We start from the raw sequence: 19,591 nt of genomic DNA on the forward strand, positions 1-19,591 counted from the left end.
TGTACTGATTTCCTAATCAGCGATATCGCTAGCTCTGCCAATTTGCGGCAATCACAGTTTGCACATTCGACAAAGCTTCGCTGCTACGATCAATCGTATCTGCAATCACATCTCCGACGCCGAACACTGACATGGCATCGACCAAGGCCTGAACATTTGCCCCGTCCAGTGATGCACCAGAACCGAGTTCAATGTTGTTGACCCGGTGGCTGCCCGTTCCGTCAAACCAATCTGAAACAGTCAAATTGTCCTGACTACCCAACAATTGGATAACCAAGTCATCACCATCCTTTAGGAACCAAAGGTCATCTGTATCTAGCCCATCCGTGATTTGAATGTGGTCGCTGCTTTCAGCATCGAGAATAACATCCGCTTGATCCCCTGTGCCGAACACAAAGGTATCAGCCCCGTCTCCCCCCTCAAGCACATCATCTCCGGCTCCACCTCGCAGAAGGTCATCCCCGCCCGAGCCAACCAAAGTGTCAGCTAAGCCTCCTCCGGAGAGCACATCGTTCCCTGAACTCCCTTCTTCCGTCAAACTACCACTGATAGCATCACTCGTGACCCATCTGACCGGTACCGCATCACCGTCACCGGTAACAAGAGTCACCTCGCCAATCGTCCTTCCTTTGTCAGACAGCGAAGCACTCGGAATCAACGATGCACTGGCGTCGATCACATACTCGGACGTGTATAGAATTTCGCCATTCTGCTTGTAAACAACGGCGCCTGTTTCCAGCCGTTCAACACTCAGAATATCTCCATATTCATACGTACCGATTACAAGCGCAGGGAATCCATAACCGTTGCTAGGATCATACGCAGCAATCTGATTATTAATTCTAGTCACATAAATACTATATTCCGGTACTCCATGCGCCATATCGAACGCTGACTCAGAGGTCGAAAAACCTATAGTCACAGGTTCGTCAATTACTTCAAAACTCAAAGCGCCCGCGCCGCTGAAACTCTCCAACGCAAAGACACTTTTCCAATCAGAATCCTTCGACGTCTTCGTCAGACCACCTGACACAATACCAACCGACACATCCATCACCGCCGTCTGGCTCAGACCATATTCATCGGTCACCCGATAGCTAAAGCTGTCATTGCCAACATAACCGTCATTCGCTGTGAAGCTGTAGGTACCATCGGCATTAACCGTCACCACACCATTCGCAGGGCCATCAACCAATTCGAAGCTCAGTCCGTCACCATCGACATCAACACCATTAAGCTGATGTTCAATCGTGCCGGCTTCAGACAGCACAATGCGACCACTTTCAACTGTCGGGCCATGATTGTCTGCATCAACCGTGTAAGTCTCATCTGCAAAGACAAGTTCTTCAACACCGCTGACAATATCAGCTCCATCATCACCATCAGACGCATTGAGGTCCCGAACCGTCAGAGAGCCGTCGCCATTGTCCTCAATCGCATAGTCGTTGCGATTGCCTGAGAAGACCGCCTGATCATGCCCCTCTCCACCAACGAGGGTGTCATTTCCTGCATTGCCTTGCAGAAGGTCGTCTCCGCCGGAGCCTGTTAAAACGTCAGAGAGCTCTCCGCCCGAGATCACATCATTCCCCGACGCTCCCTCTTTACCCTCAAAAGAGTCACTCGGAGCCCAATTGACTGGCTGCGCATTGCCAGCATCATCCACAAAAGTTACATCGCCGATCACAGCTCCCTGATTAGCTAAGTACGCATTCACGGTTAATGGCTTGCTGACGTCGGAGATATATTCAGAGGTGTAAAGGATCTCGCCATTTTGCTTGTAAACCACGGCCCCGGATTCTAACCGTTCAACAGTGAGAACATCCCCTAGTTCAAACGTGCCTACGATACGGTCTGGAACGCCTTGCTGGCTGCTTTCATCAACAGCGCCAAGCTGATTGTCAATTCGAACTCTGAAACCATAATTAAACATGTCATTGGTTATTTCGGAGTCCGAAAAACCTATCATTACAGGCGTAGTCGTTACGACAAACGATAAAGCACCCGCTCCGACGAAACTCTGCGATGAAGTTACAGTTTCCCAGTCACTGCCTTCAGACGTCTTCGTCAAACCGACACCAACCGACACATCCATCACCGCCGTCTGGCTCAAGCCATGTTCATCGGTCACCCGATAGCTAAAGCTGTCATTGCCAACATAACCGTCATTCGCTGTGAAGCTGTAGGTACCATCGGCATTAACCGTCACCACACCATTCGCAGGACCATCAACCAATTCGAAGCTCAGTTCGTCACCATCGACATCAACACCATTAAGCTGATGTTCAATCGTGCCGGCTTCAGACAGCACAATGCGACCACTTTCAACTGTCGGGCCATGATTGTCTGCATCAACCGTGTAAGTCTCATCCGCAAAGACAAGTTCTTCAACACCGCTGACAATATCAGCTCCATCATCACCATCAGACGCATTGAGGTCCCGAACCGTCAGAGAACCGTCGCCATTGTCCTCAATCGCATAGTCTTTGCGATTGCCTGAGAAGACCGCCTGATCATGCCCTTCACCACCGGCAAGCGTATCATCGCCCTCACCACCGGTAAGGACGTCATCTCCTGCCTTGCCCGAAATCACATCATTTAGCGTACTGCCTTCCAGAACGTCATGACCTGATGTGCCATCAATGTCAGCACCATGGTCGACAAGATACAAACCCGTCGCATCTGCTCCGTCATACGCAAATGGTTCCTGACCAAAGTTGTACTCGACGGCAAAATCACCGCTGGTGACAGCGAAGTCGTATTCTCCCGATGGGATATCATCAAAGACAATCCCCTGATCAACACCATTCAGGAACCAGCGCAGACTTCCGGTATCGGCGTCATATAACAGACCAATCTTGTCTCCATCGGAGAAAGCAGCATTCTCACCAATAACGCTGATACCATCTGAACCACCGCTATATTGATGCAACGCCAATGCACTCCCACCTCCTGCTTCCGTCGTGAGATTGAGAGCATATTCATCCTCGTAATAACCGATCAGATGCGGGTGATCCCGGCCAACACGTCCACTAAGATCCCGACCTGCAGCTATAATGCCAAGGCGCAACGTCCAGGAATCCGTCGCGGACGCGCTCGTAACCGGCGTCACCTCGAAATACGATTTCCCGGTTGTCAGCAGACTGATCGAACTCGAGATTGATTGGAAGGTATTCGGATAATCGTGATCTGTACGAAGTCCATCTGCGTCGACAACATTGCTGCTATGGACATTTGACGTATCAATCGTCGCGAAAGTGAACTGCGAGTGATCCGGTCCGACCTGTACCGACATCACACCTTCACGGCTCAGACCATGTTCATCGGTTACGCGATAGCTAAAGCTGTCTTCGCCAATATAACCATCATTGGCCGTGAAGCTGTAACTGCCATCCGCATTGATCGTCACACTGCCATTAGCAGGACCATCGACAAGCTCGAAGCTTAGCGCGTCACCATCAACGTCAACCCCGTGCAGCTTGTGCGCGACCGTACCAGCTTCGGAAAGCACGATACGACCACCGTAAATATCAGGGCGGTTGTCCACCTCGATCGAAGCAACCGCGGAGGATGTCCCTCCTTGGCCATCGCTGATCTCATACGTAAAGCTATCAGTACCGCTAAAACCTTCTGGTGCGGTATAGCTGAAACTGCCATCCGCATTGACTTCGACCGTAACGCCCTGTGCTGTGACGTAGGACGATGATGTCACAGTTATGGAGTCACCATCAACATCACTGTCGTTTGCCAAAAGATTGAAAATGTGCGTACTGTCGGCCTCAATAACAAAGCTGTCATTCTCTGCAACCGGCGCATCGTTGACCGACGCAACATCAATGGTTACAATGCCGCTATCTTCGAACTCTCCATCCGACGCCACAAAGCTAATTTCGACGTTATCACCATGGAAATTAGCTGCTGGCACAAATGTCCAGCTGCCATCGCCGTTATCCATAATTGCGCCAAATTGCGGATCGACCGAAACCGACGTAATGCTTAACGGGTCACCATCGACATCACTACTATTGCTCAGGAGATCTTGGGCGGTGAATATCCGGCTGGTATCTTCGTCAATCGACCCAAAATCGATATCGCCAACGACGGGCGCATCATTAGTCCCCTGAACTGTGACATCAAATGTGGACTGCGATACGCCACCATGACCATCACTGATGGTATAAGTGAAGCTTTCAACCACAATTTGCCCTGCCGAAAGCGCCTGTACCGCGGCACTGGCGTTATCAATTTGGTACACGTAGGTGCCATCGGAGTTCAACAGAAGGCTGCCATATGTTCCGACGATCGCCTGCCCGATAAGCTGCGCTTCGCCGTTGACCGAAATAACCTGCAGTGTATCGCCATCGGCATCCGTGTCATTATCAAGAACATTGCCTGTCACCGGATCTGTCGTGAGATCTTCGGTGACAATCGTGATATCAGCCACGGCAGCGGGAGCATCATTACGCCCTTCAATCGTTACAGTCGCTGACGCCCCGACAGACACACTGCCATCCGAAACCCCATAGTCGACATCGATGGTAACGCTCTCACCCTCGGCAAGATCGTTAAACTGTTCGGGATCCAGCACAAACGCACCTGTCTGCGGGTCGATGGAATAATCCAGCGCACGACCGTCAGATACCGTTACAACGGCATTCTCAACACTCAGTACGTCACCATCCACATCTGTCGCATTTGAAAGGAGATCGACCGTAAAAGTCGCTTGGTCTTCTTCACCACCACCAACAACATTACCATTAATTACCGGCGCATCATTTGTACCAGTCAGCGTGATATCTACAGTTGTCGTCGTCACCCCACCATGGCCGTCATCAATGCTGACCTCAAAACTCTCGACCACCGTTTCGCCTTCTGCAAGACTATCCAGCGCGCCGTCAGAAACGACATAGTTCCATTCGATGATGCCGGTATTACCGCCTGTCGAGTCCTGGACAAGCGTTGCTGTCAGAGCGCCCCTGTGACCAGAAGGCGACGCAACCGACACAGTGTGATCGTCACTCAGATCAAGATCAGAAAATTCGATGGTACCTTCGGCTGTATGCTCGGTAGCTCCCTCGCCAGCATCACCCTCGGCAATTTCGCTGATGAAGGCGCCGGACGACGACGCCGAAATCTCGGGCGCATCATTGGTCCCGGTCAGTGTAATATCGACGGTTGTCGTCGTCACACCACCATGACCGTCATCAATGCTGACCTCAAAACTTTCTATCAGCGTTTCACCTTCGGCAAGTTGCTCCAGCGCACCATCAGAAACGCTATAGTTCCATTCAACAACACCTGTATTACCGCCCGTCGCACCTTGCGCAGGTGTTGCGGTCAGAACACCCTTGTGACCAGAAGGCCCCGTAACCGAGACAGTGTGACCGTCACTCAGATCAAGATCAGAAAATTCGACGGTACCATCTGCGGTGTGCTCAGTCGTTCCCTCACCAGCATCGCCATCGGCAATTTCGCTGATTACTGCACCGGGCGATGATACCACGATCTCGGGCGCATCATTTTTACCCGTTATGGTTACGGTGACTTCTTTGGAGACCTCTCCCCCTTCGCCGTCGGTAAGGACCATCACATAGGTTTCTGTGATGCTTTCTCCGACGCCTAAATACTCAATCGCAGCGTCATTTACGTAATACTGCCAAAGTGCAGTTCCACTTCCATCACCATTTGCTGGATCTAAAACGAAAGCCGTAAATGTTCCCAAAGATGAAGTTGGCTCTACAACCGAAATGCTGTGGGAGTGCTCTATGACTGTATCAGAAAATGAAATCCCCCCATAAGCCCCGTGAGTGTTTTGCGCTTCTCCTGAAGCTCCATCTGCCAATTCGTTAATCGTTCCAACATCTACACCAGCGCCCCAAACCGCCGTCGCATCCCCGGCGCCAGTTAACGTGATATCGACAGTTGTCGTCGTAACCCCACCATGGCCGTCATCAATACTGACTTCAAAGCTTTCGACCAGGGTTTCGCCTTCAGCAAGGCCATCCAGTGCCCCGTCAGAAACGACATAGTTCCACTCAATGACACCGGTACCATTGGCGGCCAGCGTTGCCGTCAAAACGCCCCTGTGACCAGAAGGCGACGCAACCGACACAGTGTGATCGTCACTCAGATCAAGATCAGAAAATTCGACAGTACCATCTGCCGTATGCTCTGTCGTTCCCTCGCCCGCGTCACCATCGGCAAGTTCGCTGATTACAGCACCGGGCGATGACACCGAAATTTCAGGCGCATCATTTTTACCCGTTATGGTGACGCTGACCTCTTTGGAAACCTCCGCACCATGATCATCGACAAGAACCATCACATAGGTTTCTGTGATGCTTTCTCCGGCCCCCAAATATTCAATTGCGGCGTCATGGACGAAATACTGCCAAAGTGCTGTCCCACTTCCATCACCATTTGCCGGGTCTAAAACAAAAGCCGTGAATGTTCCCAGAGACGAGGTCGGCTCAACAACTGAGATGCTATGAGAATGCTCTATAACCGTATCAGAGAATGAAATCACCCCAGCAGACGCATGAGTATTTTGCGCTTCCCCAGGAGCACCGTCTGCCAGTTCGTTAATCGTCCCGGCATCTGCACCAGCCCCCCAAACCGCCGCTGCTGCAACATTTTCATTCTGTTGTTCAACCATAACTGTCCCCGTTGATGCCCTGTAAATTGTCTGATGAAAGAGGAAACGCCCTAGATGGGAATCGCTTCCTATCTGAATTTAATGATGAATATTAAGGTGAAGGTTGCGAATCATGTCACGTTTTAAAACTTTAAAACACGTTAAAGTTTAGCGAAAGATCATTTAAGAGCAAAAAAGGACGCATAGAATCGCCCAATTTCAACCGTTATGGGTCCAAATACAGACGCCTTGAAAATCAAATGCGCCTTCATCGCAAAACAGCCCCGCAACAACTGCTACGGGGCTGTTTGTATACGTCGCGGGTCTTTAATTGCGTTAATTTGATGCTCAACTCATCTTTCTCTGAGCGCTTCATCCCCGTATTTCATTACGGGGGACAGCAAAAACTCGATAATCCGACGCTTGCCAGTCTTCACTTCTACCGACGCCGTCATTCCGGGCGTCAGCTTGACCATCCGGCCATCGGCAAAGATTTCCGAAGTATCAAGGGTTGCACGCACCTCATAGACCAACCCCAGGTCTTCATCCTGAATGGCATCACGCGAGATGCTTTTAACCTTGCCGTCGATTTTGCCGTAGCGGGTGAAGGGGAAGCTGTCGATCTTGATCACCGCATCCTGCTGTGTACTGACAAACCCGGCATCCTTGTTTTGCACCTTGGCGACGGCTTCAAGCTCCACATCATCGGGCACAACCACCATTAGACTTTCCGCCGGCGAGACAACGCCGCGTATAGTGTGCACCGCCAATTGCTGGATAGTACCGCTGACCGGGGCGCGCAATTGATGGCGCTCTTCGCGGCTTTCGGCCTTACGCAGAGTAATGACCGCCGTTTCAAACTTATTACGGGTATCAAGCAGTTCTTCAAGTGTTTGTTGTTTGGTTTGCGCGATCAGGTTTTCACGGTCTTTCTCTGCCGCTGTGATGGAAGCATCAGCTTCTTCAAGCCGGTTGCGGTAGATCTCAAGATTGCTTGTGGTTTCAATCAGTTGTTGTTTGACTTCCAGCCAAACCGGCTTGGTGCTAATACCGTCAGAGACGAGGCTCGAAAGCGATCCTTCGCGCTCCACCAGAAGCGGAAGAAGCTCCCGACTTTTGGCAATTTCGGCATTGATCGACGCACGCTCTGCCCGAAGTTTTGCAGCCTCGGCATCCTTCGCCGCCAGCTTGGCAAAAAAGGCTGACAAGTCACTGCGAAGCTTCTGCTCTGCCGTTTGAAGAATTTCGTCATTTAAAGTCGCGTGGCGCGACAGTGCTGCAACAGTGCTTTCATCCATGCCATCAAGAAAAGCCCGAAGACGTGCTATATCAAGGGCAGCAGCATCCCGTTCGTGCAAAAGCTGGCCTTTGTCGGCCTCACTCTCCGTCGGATCGAGTTCGATTAGCAGGTCTCCTGCAGTGACATGCTGACCATCCCGAACATGGATCGCACGCACGATCCCGATTTCTAGCGGTTGGATCTGCTTGACGCCCCCCGTTGGCATCAGACGCCCCTGTGCGACCGCCACAACATCGACCTGCCCGATAACGGCCCAGCCAATAGCAATCGTAAAGAACCCGGCGAGCGACAAGGCCACAGTGCGACCAAGAGGGTTGGCCGGCGTTTCCATAATTTCAATCGCGGCAGGCAGAAATTCACGTTCCTCTGCCGAGCGCGTTGCTTTCGACTGCTTCGAATTCGGGTCTAGACGTGGAAAACGTTCGAAGAGTTCCCTCAAGGCTACACTGCTCGCATCCTTGGCACGAACATAGAACTTTTCAAGCTTATTGCGCAGCGACATTGTTTACCGTCCCTGCCTGCAATTGATAAAGTTTGGAATAGCGCCCGCCTTTACGAAGAAGCTCCTCATGGGTGCCATCTTCGATGACCTGCCCGGCCTCAACCGTGATGATCCGATCGGCATCGCGTACGGCCGCTAACCGGTGGGCAATAATAAGAACCGTGCGGCCTTTGCAGATCCGGCGCATGTTCTCCTGAATGATTTTTTCGGATTCATAGTCGAGTGCGCTGGTCGCTTCGTCAAAGATCAGAATGCGCGGGTTATTGACCAAGGCCCGTGCAATCGCCACACGCTGGCGCTGCCCTCCCGACAGGTTTGATCCGCGCTCGCCGATTTTGGTGTCGTAGCCATCCGAAAGCGAGAGGATGAATTCATGGGCACCCGCAAGTTTGGCGGCTTCGATAACGCGCTCCATCGGCATGCCAGGATCAGCAAGGGCGATGTTTTCACGCAAGGACCGGTTAAACAGGATGTTTTCCTGTAAAACCACCCCGACCTGGCGCCTAAGCCATGCAGTATCCACCATTGAAAGATCAATACCATCAATCAGGACCCGACCACTTTCGGGCACATACATGCGCTGTACCAATTTGGTCAGGGTACTTTTGCCCGATCCACTTGGACCGACGATACCAACCACCTCGCCTGCATTGATGCTAAGATCAACCCTGCGCAGAATTTCCGGCCCATCAGGGCGATACCGGAAAGTCACCAGATCAAACTTGATATCCCCCTTGATGTCATTGAGCGTGGATCGATTTGGGTTATAGGTTGGTTCGGTTGGCGAATTCAGGATATCGCCCAGACGATCAATCGAAATACGGGCCTGCTGGAAATCATTCCACAATTGCGCCAGTCTCAGGATCGGGCCGGTCACGCGTCCCGCCAGCATGTTAAACGCCACCAGTTGTCCAACTGTCATATCGCCACCGACAACAGCCGTGGCCCCAAAATACAATGTCAGTACCGTGGTGATCTTGGAAATCAGTTGGGTCAATTGTCCAGCAACGTTGCCCAAGTTGGCCGTTTTAAAACTTGAATGCACGTAACCGGCAAGCTGTTCTTCCCAGCGGCGTTGCATCTGAGGCTCGACTGCAAGCGCCTTCAGTGTTTCAACACCGGTAACACTTTCAACCAGAAACGCCTGATTTTCCGCCCCACGCTGGAACTTGTCATCCAAACGCTTGCGCAAGACCGGGGTGACGACAAAGGCCAGAATGACGAAAAACGGAATGGAGCCCAACACAATCATCGTCAGAAGCGGACTGAAATGCCACATCACTGCGAAGAACACGATGGTGAAAAACAGATCAATCACAAGGGTCAGGGCAGAACCAGTGATGAAGTTTCGAATGCTTTCAAGTTCGCGCACGCGCGCAACACTTTGCCCAACTTGACGCGCCTGAAAATAGCCCATCGGCAGCGACAGCAAATGGCGGAACAGCCGCGCTCCGAGCTCAACATCCACCCGGTTGGTGGTATGCGAGAAGATATAGGTTCGCAGCGTTCCAAGAAGCACTTCGAACACCGAAACAACAAGCAACCCGAAGACCAGCACATCCAGCGTCGTCAAACCGCGATGGACAAGAACCTTGTCAATCACCACCTGGAAAAACAGCGGGGAGATCAGAGCAAAGAGCTGCAGAAAGAAGGATGCAATCAGGACCTCAATGAAGATGCGGCGGTACTTAGAAAGAGCCGCGACGAACCATGAAATATCAAACTTTCCGCCCTGACCAAGGATCGCGGCACGGCGCGTTGCCAGCAACAACCGCCCGGACCATTTCTCTTCAAAGTCGGCCTTGTCAACAGCAACTGCACGCCCGGCAATCGGGTTCTGCACAAGGACTTTTCCTTGCTCGGCATCAATCTTGGCAACAATAACAAAGCTGCCGTTTTTGATTTCGGCAATCGCGGGCAGGTTTGTTTTGGCAAGCCGTTCCCAACCCGATTGAACAATCCGGGATTTCAATTTCAGCCGCTTGGCCGCCAATTGCAAATCCTCGATCGCGAAAAACGCGCCGGGTTTGCCGAACTGATGACGGATCTGCTCCGCATCCGCAGGCAGATTAAAGAACCTTAAAATCGTGACCAGTGCCAACAGACCGCTGTCCTTCGGTCTGTCATTATCCGGTCGGCTGTCGCCGTTTGCGTCCTGCAAAAGATTTCCCCACCTTCAGCACAGAAGCCCCCCGCAACTGCGCTTGATAGGATATTAATAATCGACCAGTTCAAAACTGCAATTAGAGATTGATGAAATAATAACGAGGACGCAATTCAGAAGTCCGGTGCGCATTATACCATCAGAAACAAGATGCCTAACTACGCATCAACTCAAATTCAAAAGGGACAAACTAAGAGCTGCTGTTGGTCGCTCTAACAACCTGAAACACATACCAAACTGTATGTGGAGAACGCTGCATAACCCCGAATTATGACAACTTGGGAATTAGGGGGATTTCATCGGAAAATCTGGGAGGTTTGGGACCAAGGAGCAATACTCATATTGTATGAGTGTTACGTGCCACAAAAGAGGACATTAGAGATTTTGTAAAATCAAGCGCTTGGCATTTCCGATTGCCAGATAAGCTGACACGGATTGACACATAAGATGACAAAAACCTGCGGAATTGTCAGAAAAGCTGACATTTTATTTTCTCAACTTATGTATCCGGCTCCGACAGCTAAATAGCTACCGAATAAGCTTACTGACTCTTAATTACCAAACAGAATGTGTTGAAGCTCACCCATCACAAATGATGGTTGTTATAGCTAAATGAGTTTACCACCCATTTTTCTATTCAAGTCCGCCATATGACGCAGTCCCTCCAGTGAAATAATGGCACTCTCATCTGCCTCAAGGTATTCTGCACATCCAATCTGACCAAGTTTCCTAAGGATTTTGTTTTCTATTGGGCCCGAAACGGCGGTTTTCATGCCAACTTCAGCCAAAGAGGCAAAAAACATGCAAAACAATCCCTCGACAATCTTGTTCCATGCATTGCCACGAAAAATAGAAGTGTCCAGAATAACTCGATCCACCCCTGACAATCCAAGGCATTTGAAGCACGGCAGCTGTCCTTGAGCTACAGCGTATTCTGCCTCCACGCCAAGGCGGCGAAGCGTCTCGAAATTGATTTTGGAAAACACGTCAAAAGTTGAAACACCCGCAGAGAATTGCAAAGTCAGGCCCCCGTGCAATCGCGAACGCAGATGGGAGAGGAGCCTCTCCAGTCGAAGAAAATCAAGTTCAGCCCCCAAAAATGCCGGCGCGGTAGGGACGGTTAACCTTAAAGGCATACACAGGCTTGCATACTTTGACAGAGTTTCCTCAAACAACTGCCACCATTCAACTTTATCATTGTGTCGTATAGCTGATGACAGCGCATAACTTTGATAGTCTAGGGCGCAAATCCCCCCATTCTCCACAAGAGATCGAGGATAAAACCCTTCTGAAAAAGACACGTCCCCAATCAAGGCATCATTTGCAATATTCAACGCTAACCAGATGCTCTCAGCAGCGTGGTCGGGACCATCAATACCCTTCACACTCATAGACAAACCTTGCAGATACATTTCAACCAGGTGATCAAGTTCCTGATCACCAGATCGCAGCACCAGACAAATTTTCTGTTTATTTTTCCAGTCTTGGGATTGGCCAAAGGTGCGAGTAAAAATTTCCAACTGCTCCCAAACAGTCTCATTCACATGAAAAGCGATGAACCGAATGTTTGGCAACGCCTGCATTTGGGCAATACTTAACCCCACAGCAGAACGTATGGAAAATCCCATATATTCCAGATCCGCAAGAAATTTTTCTGGGAATCGTCTACTGTCTCCGAACAAAAGTATAGAATGTCGCATCCTGCTCGCAGGAACAATTGCCGATAGCGTCTCCCGACGCTTAGAGGGTGAATAATCACGATCAGCATTCATCTGACTAATTCCACGAACAACATTTTAGGGATGTTCCCGGGCAGAGGACTAATAGCAACGCCCGGGAACTCGGTTAACATTCATGCTCTGGGGTAGAGGGATGCGGGAGCATGAATGCTGCCGAATGCCCGAGTGAACGGAAAAGGAGGGGGGCGTCACTCAGGCATTCAGAAAGCGTGCAAGAAGCAAGCGTTTTATCGCCAACCAGTCACACGCAATCAGGTTTAACCGCTTATTACCGGGGTTGCTCCAGCTCCGAAAATGTCCTCGAAACTGTTTGTACCGCCTTCTGTTTCAAGGAAGGTATCGACCACGTCGCCCGAATTGGGATCACTGAAAGTCAGGTTGACAACAACCTGACCGTCATCCCCCGCAAAGGCAAGAGACGTAGGAGCCGAGCCATTATTGCTGATAGATACCGTATCGATACTGTATACGTTATCTGTCGAGCTTGAAGCCCGGTCGATATAGATAGCATCATCAGAGCCAAAGCCGGTCAAATTGTAAGTAGCCGGACCGCTCGTATCAAGCTCCGTATTCAAAGATGTATCCCCATCCCGACCAATCACGACCACTGCTTCAACAGAACTCAAACCTTGGACAAAGCTCGAGTTGTCGCCAGCAGTCGCATCATACCAAACCGCACTGTCGACAATGTCTCCATCCGCATCCACCTCAATAGAGGTGCTGCCTGTTACTGACGGTGAAACGGTACTGAAAGTGATCTGACCAGAAGAGACCGCAGCAGATGCCCCCCCAGTTTCCTCATTCACAAATGCGCCATCGGATATGATGATCGTGTAATTGTTGGCCAAATCCAGATCTTCATCAAAGCTGAGTATGATGTTTCCATTCGCATCGGCCGTCAGCCCCGAAGTGGAGATGACAATATCGGCCTGGGTTGAATTTTCACCATTGTATCCACTTGCGCTATCATCATTGGCAAGATTTCGGATGGTGATCGTGCCCCCTTCAACCCCAACAGCTGCAGCATCCCCAAGGGTAATCACCAACGAGGAACGCACATCGACATTGCTGATCTCATTGATTGAAGACGTAATACCAATTGAATCATCTGGACTGAGGGTAATATCAGTAGAGGCTGTCGCCCCAGCACCATCTGTCGCTGTTATTGTGATCGTAACAGAATCAGAGGGCACGGTGCTGCCGGCCACCAGTTGAACCTTCCCTGTTTCGGTAACAGTAAGCCAAGATGGGAGGGCACTGCCATCCTCAAGAGTAGCTGAATAGGTCAGAGTGGCATTGGAGGACCCGACAGTATCGCTGTCAACAAAGAAAGAAACCCCGCCGCCATCGCCGTCCACATCGGTCAAGTCAAGTACGGTAACCTTGGATGCAACATTTCCGGACGATATGCTTAAACTTTCCAAAGTTACGTCAGCATTCACAGTGACAGCTTCGTTCGTCATCTCGATGATCGTATCGATCGCCTCTGTGCTTGCCGTATTGCCCGCAACGTCAGTAACCGTAACGACAAACGAGGCAATACCATCTCCGATCGTGTCAATAACGTCTTTCGTAATTGTTACAGTCCACGAGCCATCTGCCTGAACGACACCATCGAACTCGTCTGTCCCATCAATAGACAGTTTGATACCGGTCGCGCCAGCTTCTGCTGTGCCCCGGATGACATAATTGCCGGACGCATCAAAGGTTGATGCAACAATCTCTGTCGGCAGGCTGTTCGTCGCGATCTGGGGTGTTGCCGCTGCGGTATCGATCGTTATCGTGGTTCTGGATTCCGATAGAACCGAGCTATCACTATTAGAAGTAACAACAGCGACGATGTCATAAGCCGTACCGGCAGCAGAACCCGGCCATTCATAAGTTCCGCTATATGTCAGAACCCCATCACTAATGGTGATATCGCCGGAGCTCAATTTGGATTGATCACTTACTTCTTCCCCTTTGGCCACCAGATACAGGGAAACAGTTTGAGTATCGGCATCGTAGTTTGCAGGCAATTTCACCGTAATTTCAGGTGTCTGATCACTGGTAATATTATCCTCTGCACTGCCAGAGTTGCTGGCTGCTGCCAAACGGGGGGAACCAATCAGGTTAAGATCAACCGTTACGGATAATTTCAGCGGATCGCTTGTGTTGCCTGCAACATCTGTTTGCGTGATCGAGACCGTAATTTCACCAGAAGAAGAAAATGTCACCGGAACAGAATATGTTCCATCCGGACCAACCTTTCCTGTGAAGCTGACTTCCTCTTCACCCTCGACCCAACTGACCGTTACGGTTGCGCCTGCAGCCGCTGTTCCTTCAAAGGTATATTCCGCCCCGGTTGTATCCGTGACAGCGTTCGTGTTGCTGACAACAATCGTCAGATCATCGCCACCCTTGCTATCTTCTAGCAGGCTACCCTCGGAAAAATCATATTTGGCGACGACAAGGTCGGACTCAACTAGAGAAGCATCTTTTCCCCACGAGATCAGCGCTGAAATATCGTCACTCGTCAAGCTCTTATTGTAGACGGTCAGCGTATCAAACAACAGCTCATCACCCGTTCCAGTAAAGGTCAGATTGGGATTAGAAAGATCTGTCCCTACAGAAACTGTTGTGAAACCGACGATAGGTAACGCGGTTGGAAATGACTTGACTACTTCACCATTTGCAGAAAAAACAACCTTTGTAGCATTTCCATCGGCGTCATCTGCAATGCTAACCGTAATCAAAACCCATTCATTGAAATCAAAACTAGGTCCCTCCACCCAGCTCGTATTAAGAGAAGCATAGACACCAAACTTTGTTGAGCCTTCACCAGTATCTCGCAACAAAACTTGAGCAGAAACAGTACTACCATCTTCCTGAACAAGATAAGCAGGCGGGATATCAATATTTGTCACAGAATCTGTGAGATTGATCCAATAAGAATAAGAAAGAACTGGTTCTCCGTTAGATTCACCATTTTCGAAAGTAGCACTGAGTCCAAAATTTGGATCTGAAATCGCCAAGGCCCCGTCCACGGAGGTCATCTTTCCTTCGACGATACTGCTTGCGACTTTACCGTCACTTTGCTGATCAACCGTAATCTCCACAGTATTTGAAACGGTTTCGCTGACAACACCGAACGGGTTAATCTGACGCACTTGCACGTCACCGACGGCATATGTTGTTCCGTCCGCATCTGCTTCCGTATCGGCCAGGGTAAACGTGCCGTCATCCCCGCCATTCTTCCATGTTGCCCCGCCATCCGAAGAATACTGCCAGCGGAAACCATCGACCAACCCATTGACGGTGACGGTGCCATCGCTGGAAACGTTATCCAACGAGGACGCGCCGGAATCATCTACAAGCGAAAGACCGCTTGCCGCATCGGAAACCGAGCTCTGGGATGTTTCATCATCAGACCAAGCCGCACCAAGCTCAGAGGTTGTAACCTCTGCGTCGCTTATCACTGCGGTACGCGCAGCAAGGGAACTTACCGTGCCATCGCGGAAAATCAGACGATCATTGGCGGAACCAAGCCCGGCCGAAACAATGACTGATTCTGTAATTTCCTGACCGGAATAGGCATCAGTGACAGTCCGGGTAAGTGTCAGTTGCGTGCCATTGACAGCCTTGTCATAATCGCCCCAGGTGCCTTCCAGATAAATAACGTCTTCGCCCAGGCCAAGCAGCGTGGCGTCAACGTTACCTCCCTGACCGACATAGACATAGTCGACCTGACCGTTGCCGATCGCGGTGATCGTTGCCGTATTACCGCCGGTGATGTATGTCTGGGAATCATTACTTGCTGCGGCATCTGTCACAGTAGCAGCACTGGCCCCGGCCGAAAGGCTCTGAGGTTGCTGGGATGTATCTGATGTATCAAGAGATACCGAGCTTCCCCCACCAGATACCGAAGACGTTATGGTTGCGACAGTATTAAAACCGTCTGCAAAAACAAGCTTGGTGGCAGAGGTTGAAACGATACGAATGGTTTCGCTGGTATCGCCACTGCCGGCGGTAAGCTTAGTAAGCTCAAGCCATGTGACACCGCTTTCTGTCTCTGTGGTGATATCATAATCTGAATAGCTGCCGGTCAGATAGATTTTATCCGCAGAATCCCCACCGGTGAAATCAAAGCTGTAGCCAGAAGGGCGCAGGAAAATCGTATCTGCACCGCTTGAGGCGGTTACCTTAAAGGTCGTCCCCGAAAGGGAAACGCCCATGGTTGAAAGCCCAAGATCAAGGTAGCTGCCCTGGGATGAAGCATCCGTGTTTGTTCCCAGGTAAAGTTTTCTAATCGACATTTCTCATCTCCGTGAAACGGTTTTGTTTGCTTGTGTACTCGCCAAACGGCGGGTTGAATGATGCTAGGCTGATTTTTTCTGCTCGTACTCGAACCAAACTTCAGGTCTTTTTTTCTCTGTGTCGTCTTGCGTTCAGGACGGTCGTTAAGGTGCCTCTTAAAGGTACATCTGCCGTCGCTCTGACTTTGAAAATGATGCTGGCCTCCTCTTTGATTAACCGGATAGAACCGGCTCTGCGCCACTGCCAAGAAGACTTTCGAAGGAGGTATCGCCGGCCTCCGAAGTACTGAAACCGGTAACGGCTGTATTCGCGTCGCCTTCAAGGCTGAACAGAACTTCGGCCGCCCCGTTATCACCGCTAAATGTCATGCCCGACGAATAGCCGTTTTCACCGTTGACAAAGGTAACCGTATCGGTGGTCAGGATATTGTTGGCGGCGCCGTATTCCACATCGATATAGAAGCTGTCGTCGGCACCGAAATTCGCGTAGGCACCATAACTTGGCTCTTGCAGGACAATGTCAGAACCGGCATCCGTGTCATGACCGATCACGATCATGGCACTGATGCCCGCAAGGTCTGCTTCAAGGCCAAGGGTACCTTGCCCTAAATCCCCTGCCGTACCGTCAAACCAGGTTGCGCCTGCCTGAACAGTGTTTGATGCCCCGGCGACTGTCGTCGCAATGGCGCCCGCCGCATCGGGTGTGACCGTTGAAAACGAAATTTCATCCGATACGACCGCGCCAAAGGCCGTGGCGTCATCTGCGGTAATGAAAACCCCTTCTTCAATCAGGATATTGTAACTGCTGCCCAGATCCATATCGCCGTCGGGCAGGGAAATACGCACGCTCATGCCATCCTCGGCCAAAGTGACATTGCCCGATGAAACATCGATTTCGATGGTGTCGTTTGTATCGCTATTGACCAGCGTGATGGTGCCGGTTCCCAGCTCGGCGGCTTCGGTAAAGTTCAAAACGATGTCGGACCGAACATCCAGATTGGTCACACCATTCAGGATGCTGTCGATCATGCCGGGTTCGCCGACGGAAACTGTTATTATCGTTGATGAACTTTGTGCACCGGCCGGATCACCGTCGATACCCGCACTTGTTGCCGTGATCTCGATTTCGTAGATCCCGGCATCAGCGGGTGCCGTCATGCCATCGGCAATAACCAATGTTCCGTTTGACGTCAGCTCAATCCAGTCTGGAAGATCAGCACCACCCGCCAGATGCGCACTATAGGTAAATATCGCATTGATACTGCCTTCGGCGTCACTGTCGGAAAACAGCAATGTCGATCCATCCTCGCCAGAGAAATCCAATAAAACTGTTCCCTCGGCCGCCGATTGAGCGATCAGGATGGTACCAACATTGACGCCGGTAAATTCTGGCGCACTGTTTTGCAATTCCAGCGTGGTTGCGTCTGAAACGGTTTGGATGACAGCATTACCGCCATCCAGAAATTCCCATTGAAAAATGTAATTGCCATCGCCCACCCCCGCCAGCACCGCTGCCGATGCCGCAACATTCCAAAGGCCGGTTTCATTATTATATGTGGCGTCAATAACGGTCATTTCGGTGGCCCCATCAGCAGACAGAACTTTCAATACAGCCGCTGCCGTTCCTTCTGGCGGTGCCCCCGAAAGGTTCAAACTGTTTCCATCAACAAGGTCGGAATATTCAATCAACGCGGGAATGCCGCTAACCGTGCCGTCCAGAAGGGCCGATGCCCCGTCATTTCCCGCCACGTCCTGATAGGCGGCACTGGCCACCGATATGGTCACTGCCCCGGACTGGGATGCCTCCTGCCGGAATGTCGCGGTATAAACAGTTCCGCTTGCATCCGCGACAAGGCCTTCGAGATATCCGTTGGTCACCGTGATGTCGGATATGTCGAAATCCTTGACGATTTCGGAAAAGGTAAAGGTCACAACATCCCCTTCCTGAAGGGGATCAGTTGTATCAACGGAAATTGTCAGCGTCGGGGCTGTGGTGTCTGATTCCAGACCTGGGGTTACTGTTTCGGGATCCCAGTTTGCGCCAAGATCTTCGATAGATGCGGCAGAACCCGAACCAGCTGCATTGCTGACGGCAATACGAGCATAATCCGTACGCACAGCACCATCAGCAAAGACGAGCAAGTCTCGGGTCGTGCCAAACAACCCATTCCCGACAGTGACTGTTTCTACTTGCCCGTCAATGGTGCGTGTCAGAACAAACTTGCTGCTGACATAGCTTTTCTCATAATCATCCCATGCACCGGTCAGGTAGATAACATCCTCGCCGCCACCCAACCCCGATGCGTCAACTGTAGAGCCAGCGGTAACGTAAATGCTGTCAGCATAAAGACTACCTGAAAGCACCAGATTCATGCCCGGTGTTGACGGCGCAAAATATCCACCCTCTGAACCCTGCACATATGCTAAAACCGAACTACCGGTATCCGTTGGCGTAACTGATGTCGAATTCGTGCTCGCATCCCAGTTTGCGCCGAGATCTTCGGTAGTTGCTGCAGAACCGGAACCGGCGGCATTGCTGACGGCAATACGTACATAGTCCGTGCGCACAGCGCCGTCGGAAAAAACAAGCAAATCCCGGGTCGTACCAAATAACCCGTTACCAACGGAAACAGTTTCCACGTCCCCATCAACGGTACGTGTCAGGACCAGTTTGCTGCTGATATAGCTCTTCTCATAATCAGCCCACGCACCAGAAAAGATGATGACATCTTCACCACCATAAAGGTTTTCTGCATTCGTCGTCCCGGACGCAGCCACAGTGAGTGTGTTTACGGCGTTACTTCCTGTAATCACATACTCTTGGCTATTATTGCCGTAGCCATCGATTTTCTGTCCCAAATCGATAAAATCAGCGCCCGTGGACGAGGCCGCAACATAATATAAAATCTTACTCATTTTGACCGGATCACTCTTTTATGAAGAAGCTGGGGGAGAGCGCA

At 50.8% G+C, this 19,591-nt stretch carries 6 protein-coding genes; all 6 read right to left on the reverse strand.

What is annotated here, in order from left to right; genetic code table 11:
* Positions 1-28: 28 nt before the first annotated feature.
* The 6 genes from ABIE64_RS10665 to ABIE64_RS10690 all read right to left on the reverse strand — a co-directional run bounded on the left by ABIE64_RS10665 (position 29) and on the right by ABIE64_RS10690 (position 19,547).
* Positions 29-6,652, reverse strand: coding sequence for a cadherin-like domain-containing protein (locus tag ABIE64_RS10665; RefSeq protein WP_354377407.1), 6,624 nt, complete (start codon positions 6,650-6,652; stop codon positions 29-31).
* Between the two features lie 332 nt (positions 6,653-6,984).
* The gene (locus ABIE64_RS10670) at positions 6,985-8,433 is read right to left on the reverse strand and encodes an HlyD family type I secretion periplasmic adaptor subunit (RefSeq protein ID WP_354377408.1); all 1,449 of its coding nucleotides are present in this window, start codon (positions 8,431-8,433) and stop codon (positions 6,985-6,987) included.
* Positions 8,417-10,594 carry a type I secretion system permease/ATPase gene (locus ABIE64_RS10675; RefSeq protein WP_354377409.1) on the reverse strand — a complete coding sequence of 726 codons (2,178 nt, stop codon included), beginning with the start codon at positions 10,592-10,594 and terminating at the stop codon, positions 8,417-8,419. Before ABIE64_RS10675 ends, ABIE64_RS10670 begins: the two co-directional genes overlap by 17 nt.
* 611 nt (positions 10,595-11,205) lie before the next feature.
* Positions 11,206-12,369, reverse strand: a complete 1,164-nt coding sequence (locus ABIE64_RS10680; RefSeq protein ID WP_354377410.1) for a hypothetical protein — start codon at positions 12,367-12,369, stop codon at positions 11,206-11,208.
* Positions 12,370-12,593: 224 nt separating this feature from the next.
* A complete protein-coding gene (locus tag ABIE64_RS10685) occupies positions 12,594-16,631 on the reverse strand; it encodes a beta strand repeat-containing protein (RefSeq protein ID WP_354377411.1) in 4,038 nt (1,345 codons plus the stop codon).
* A 213-nt stretch (positions 16,632-16,844) separates the two neighbouring features.
* A complete protein-coding gene (locus tag ABIE64_RS10690) occupies positions 16,845-19,547 on the reverse strand; it encodes an Ig-like domain-containing protein (protein WP_354377412.1) in 2,703 nt (900 codons plus the stop codon).
* Positions 19,548-19,591 lie beyond the last annotated feature (44 nt).

It is taken from the genome of Thalassospira sp. MBR-102 (assembly GCF_040549275.1).
Classification (GTDB): Bacteria; Pseudomonadota; Alphaproteobacteria; order Rhodospirillales; family Thalassospiraceae; genus Thalassospira; species Thalassospira xiamenensis.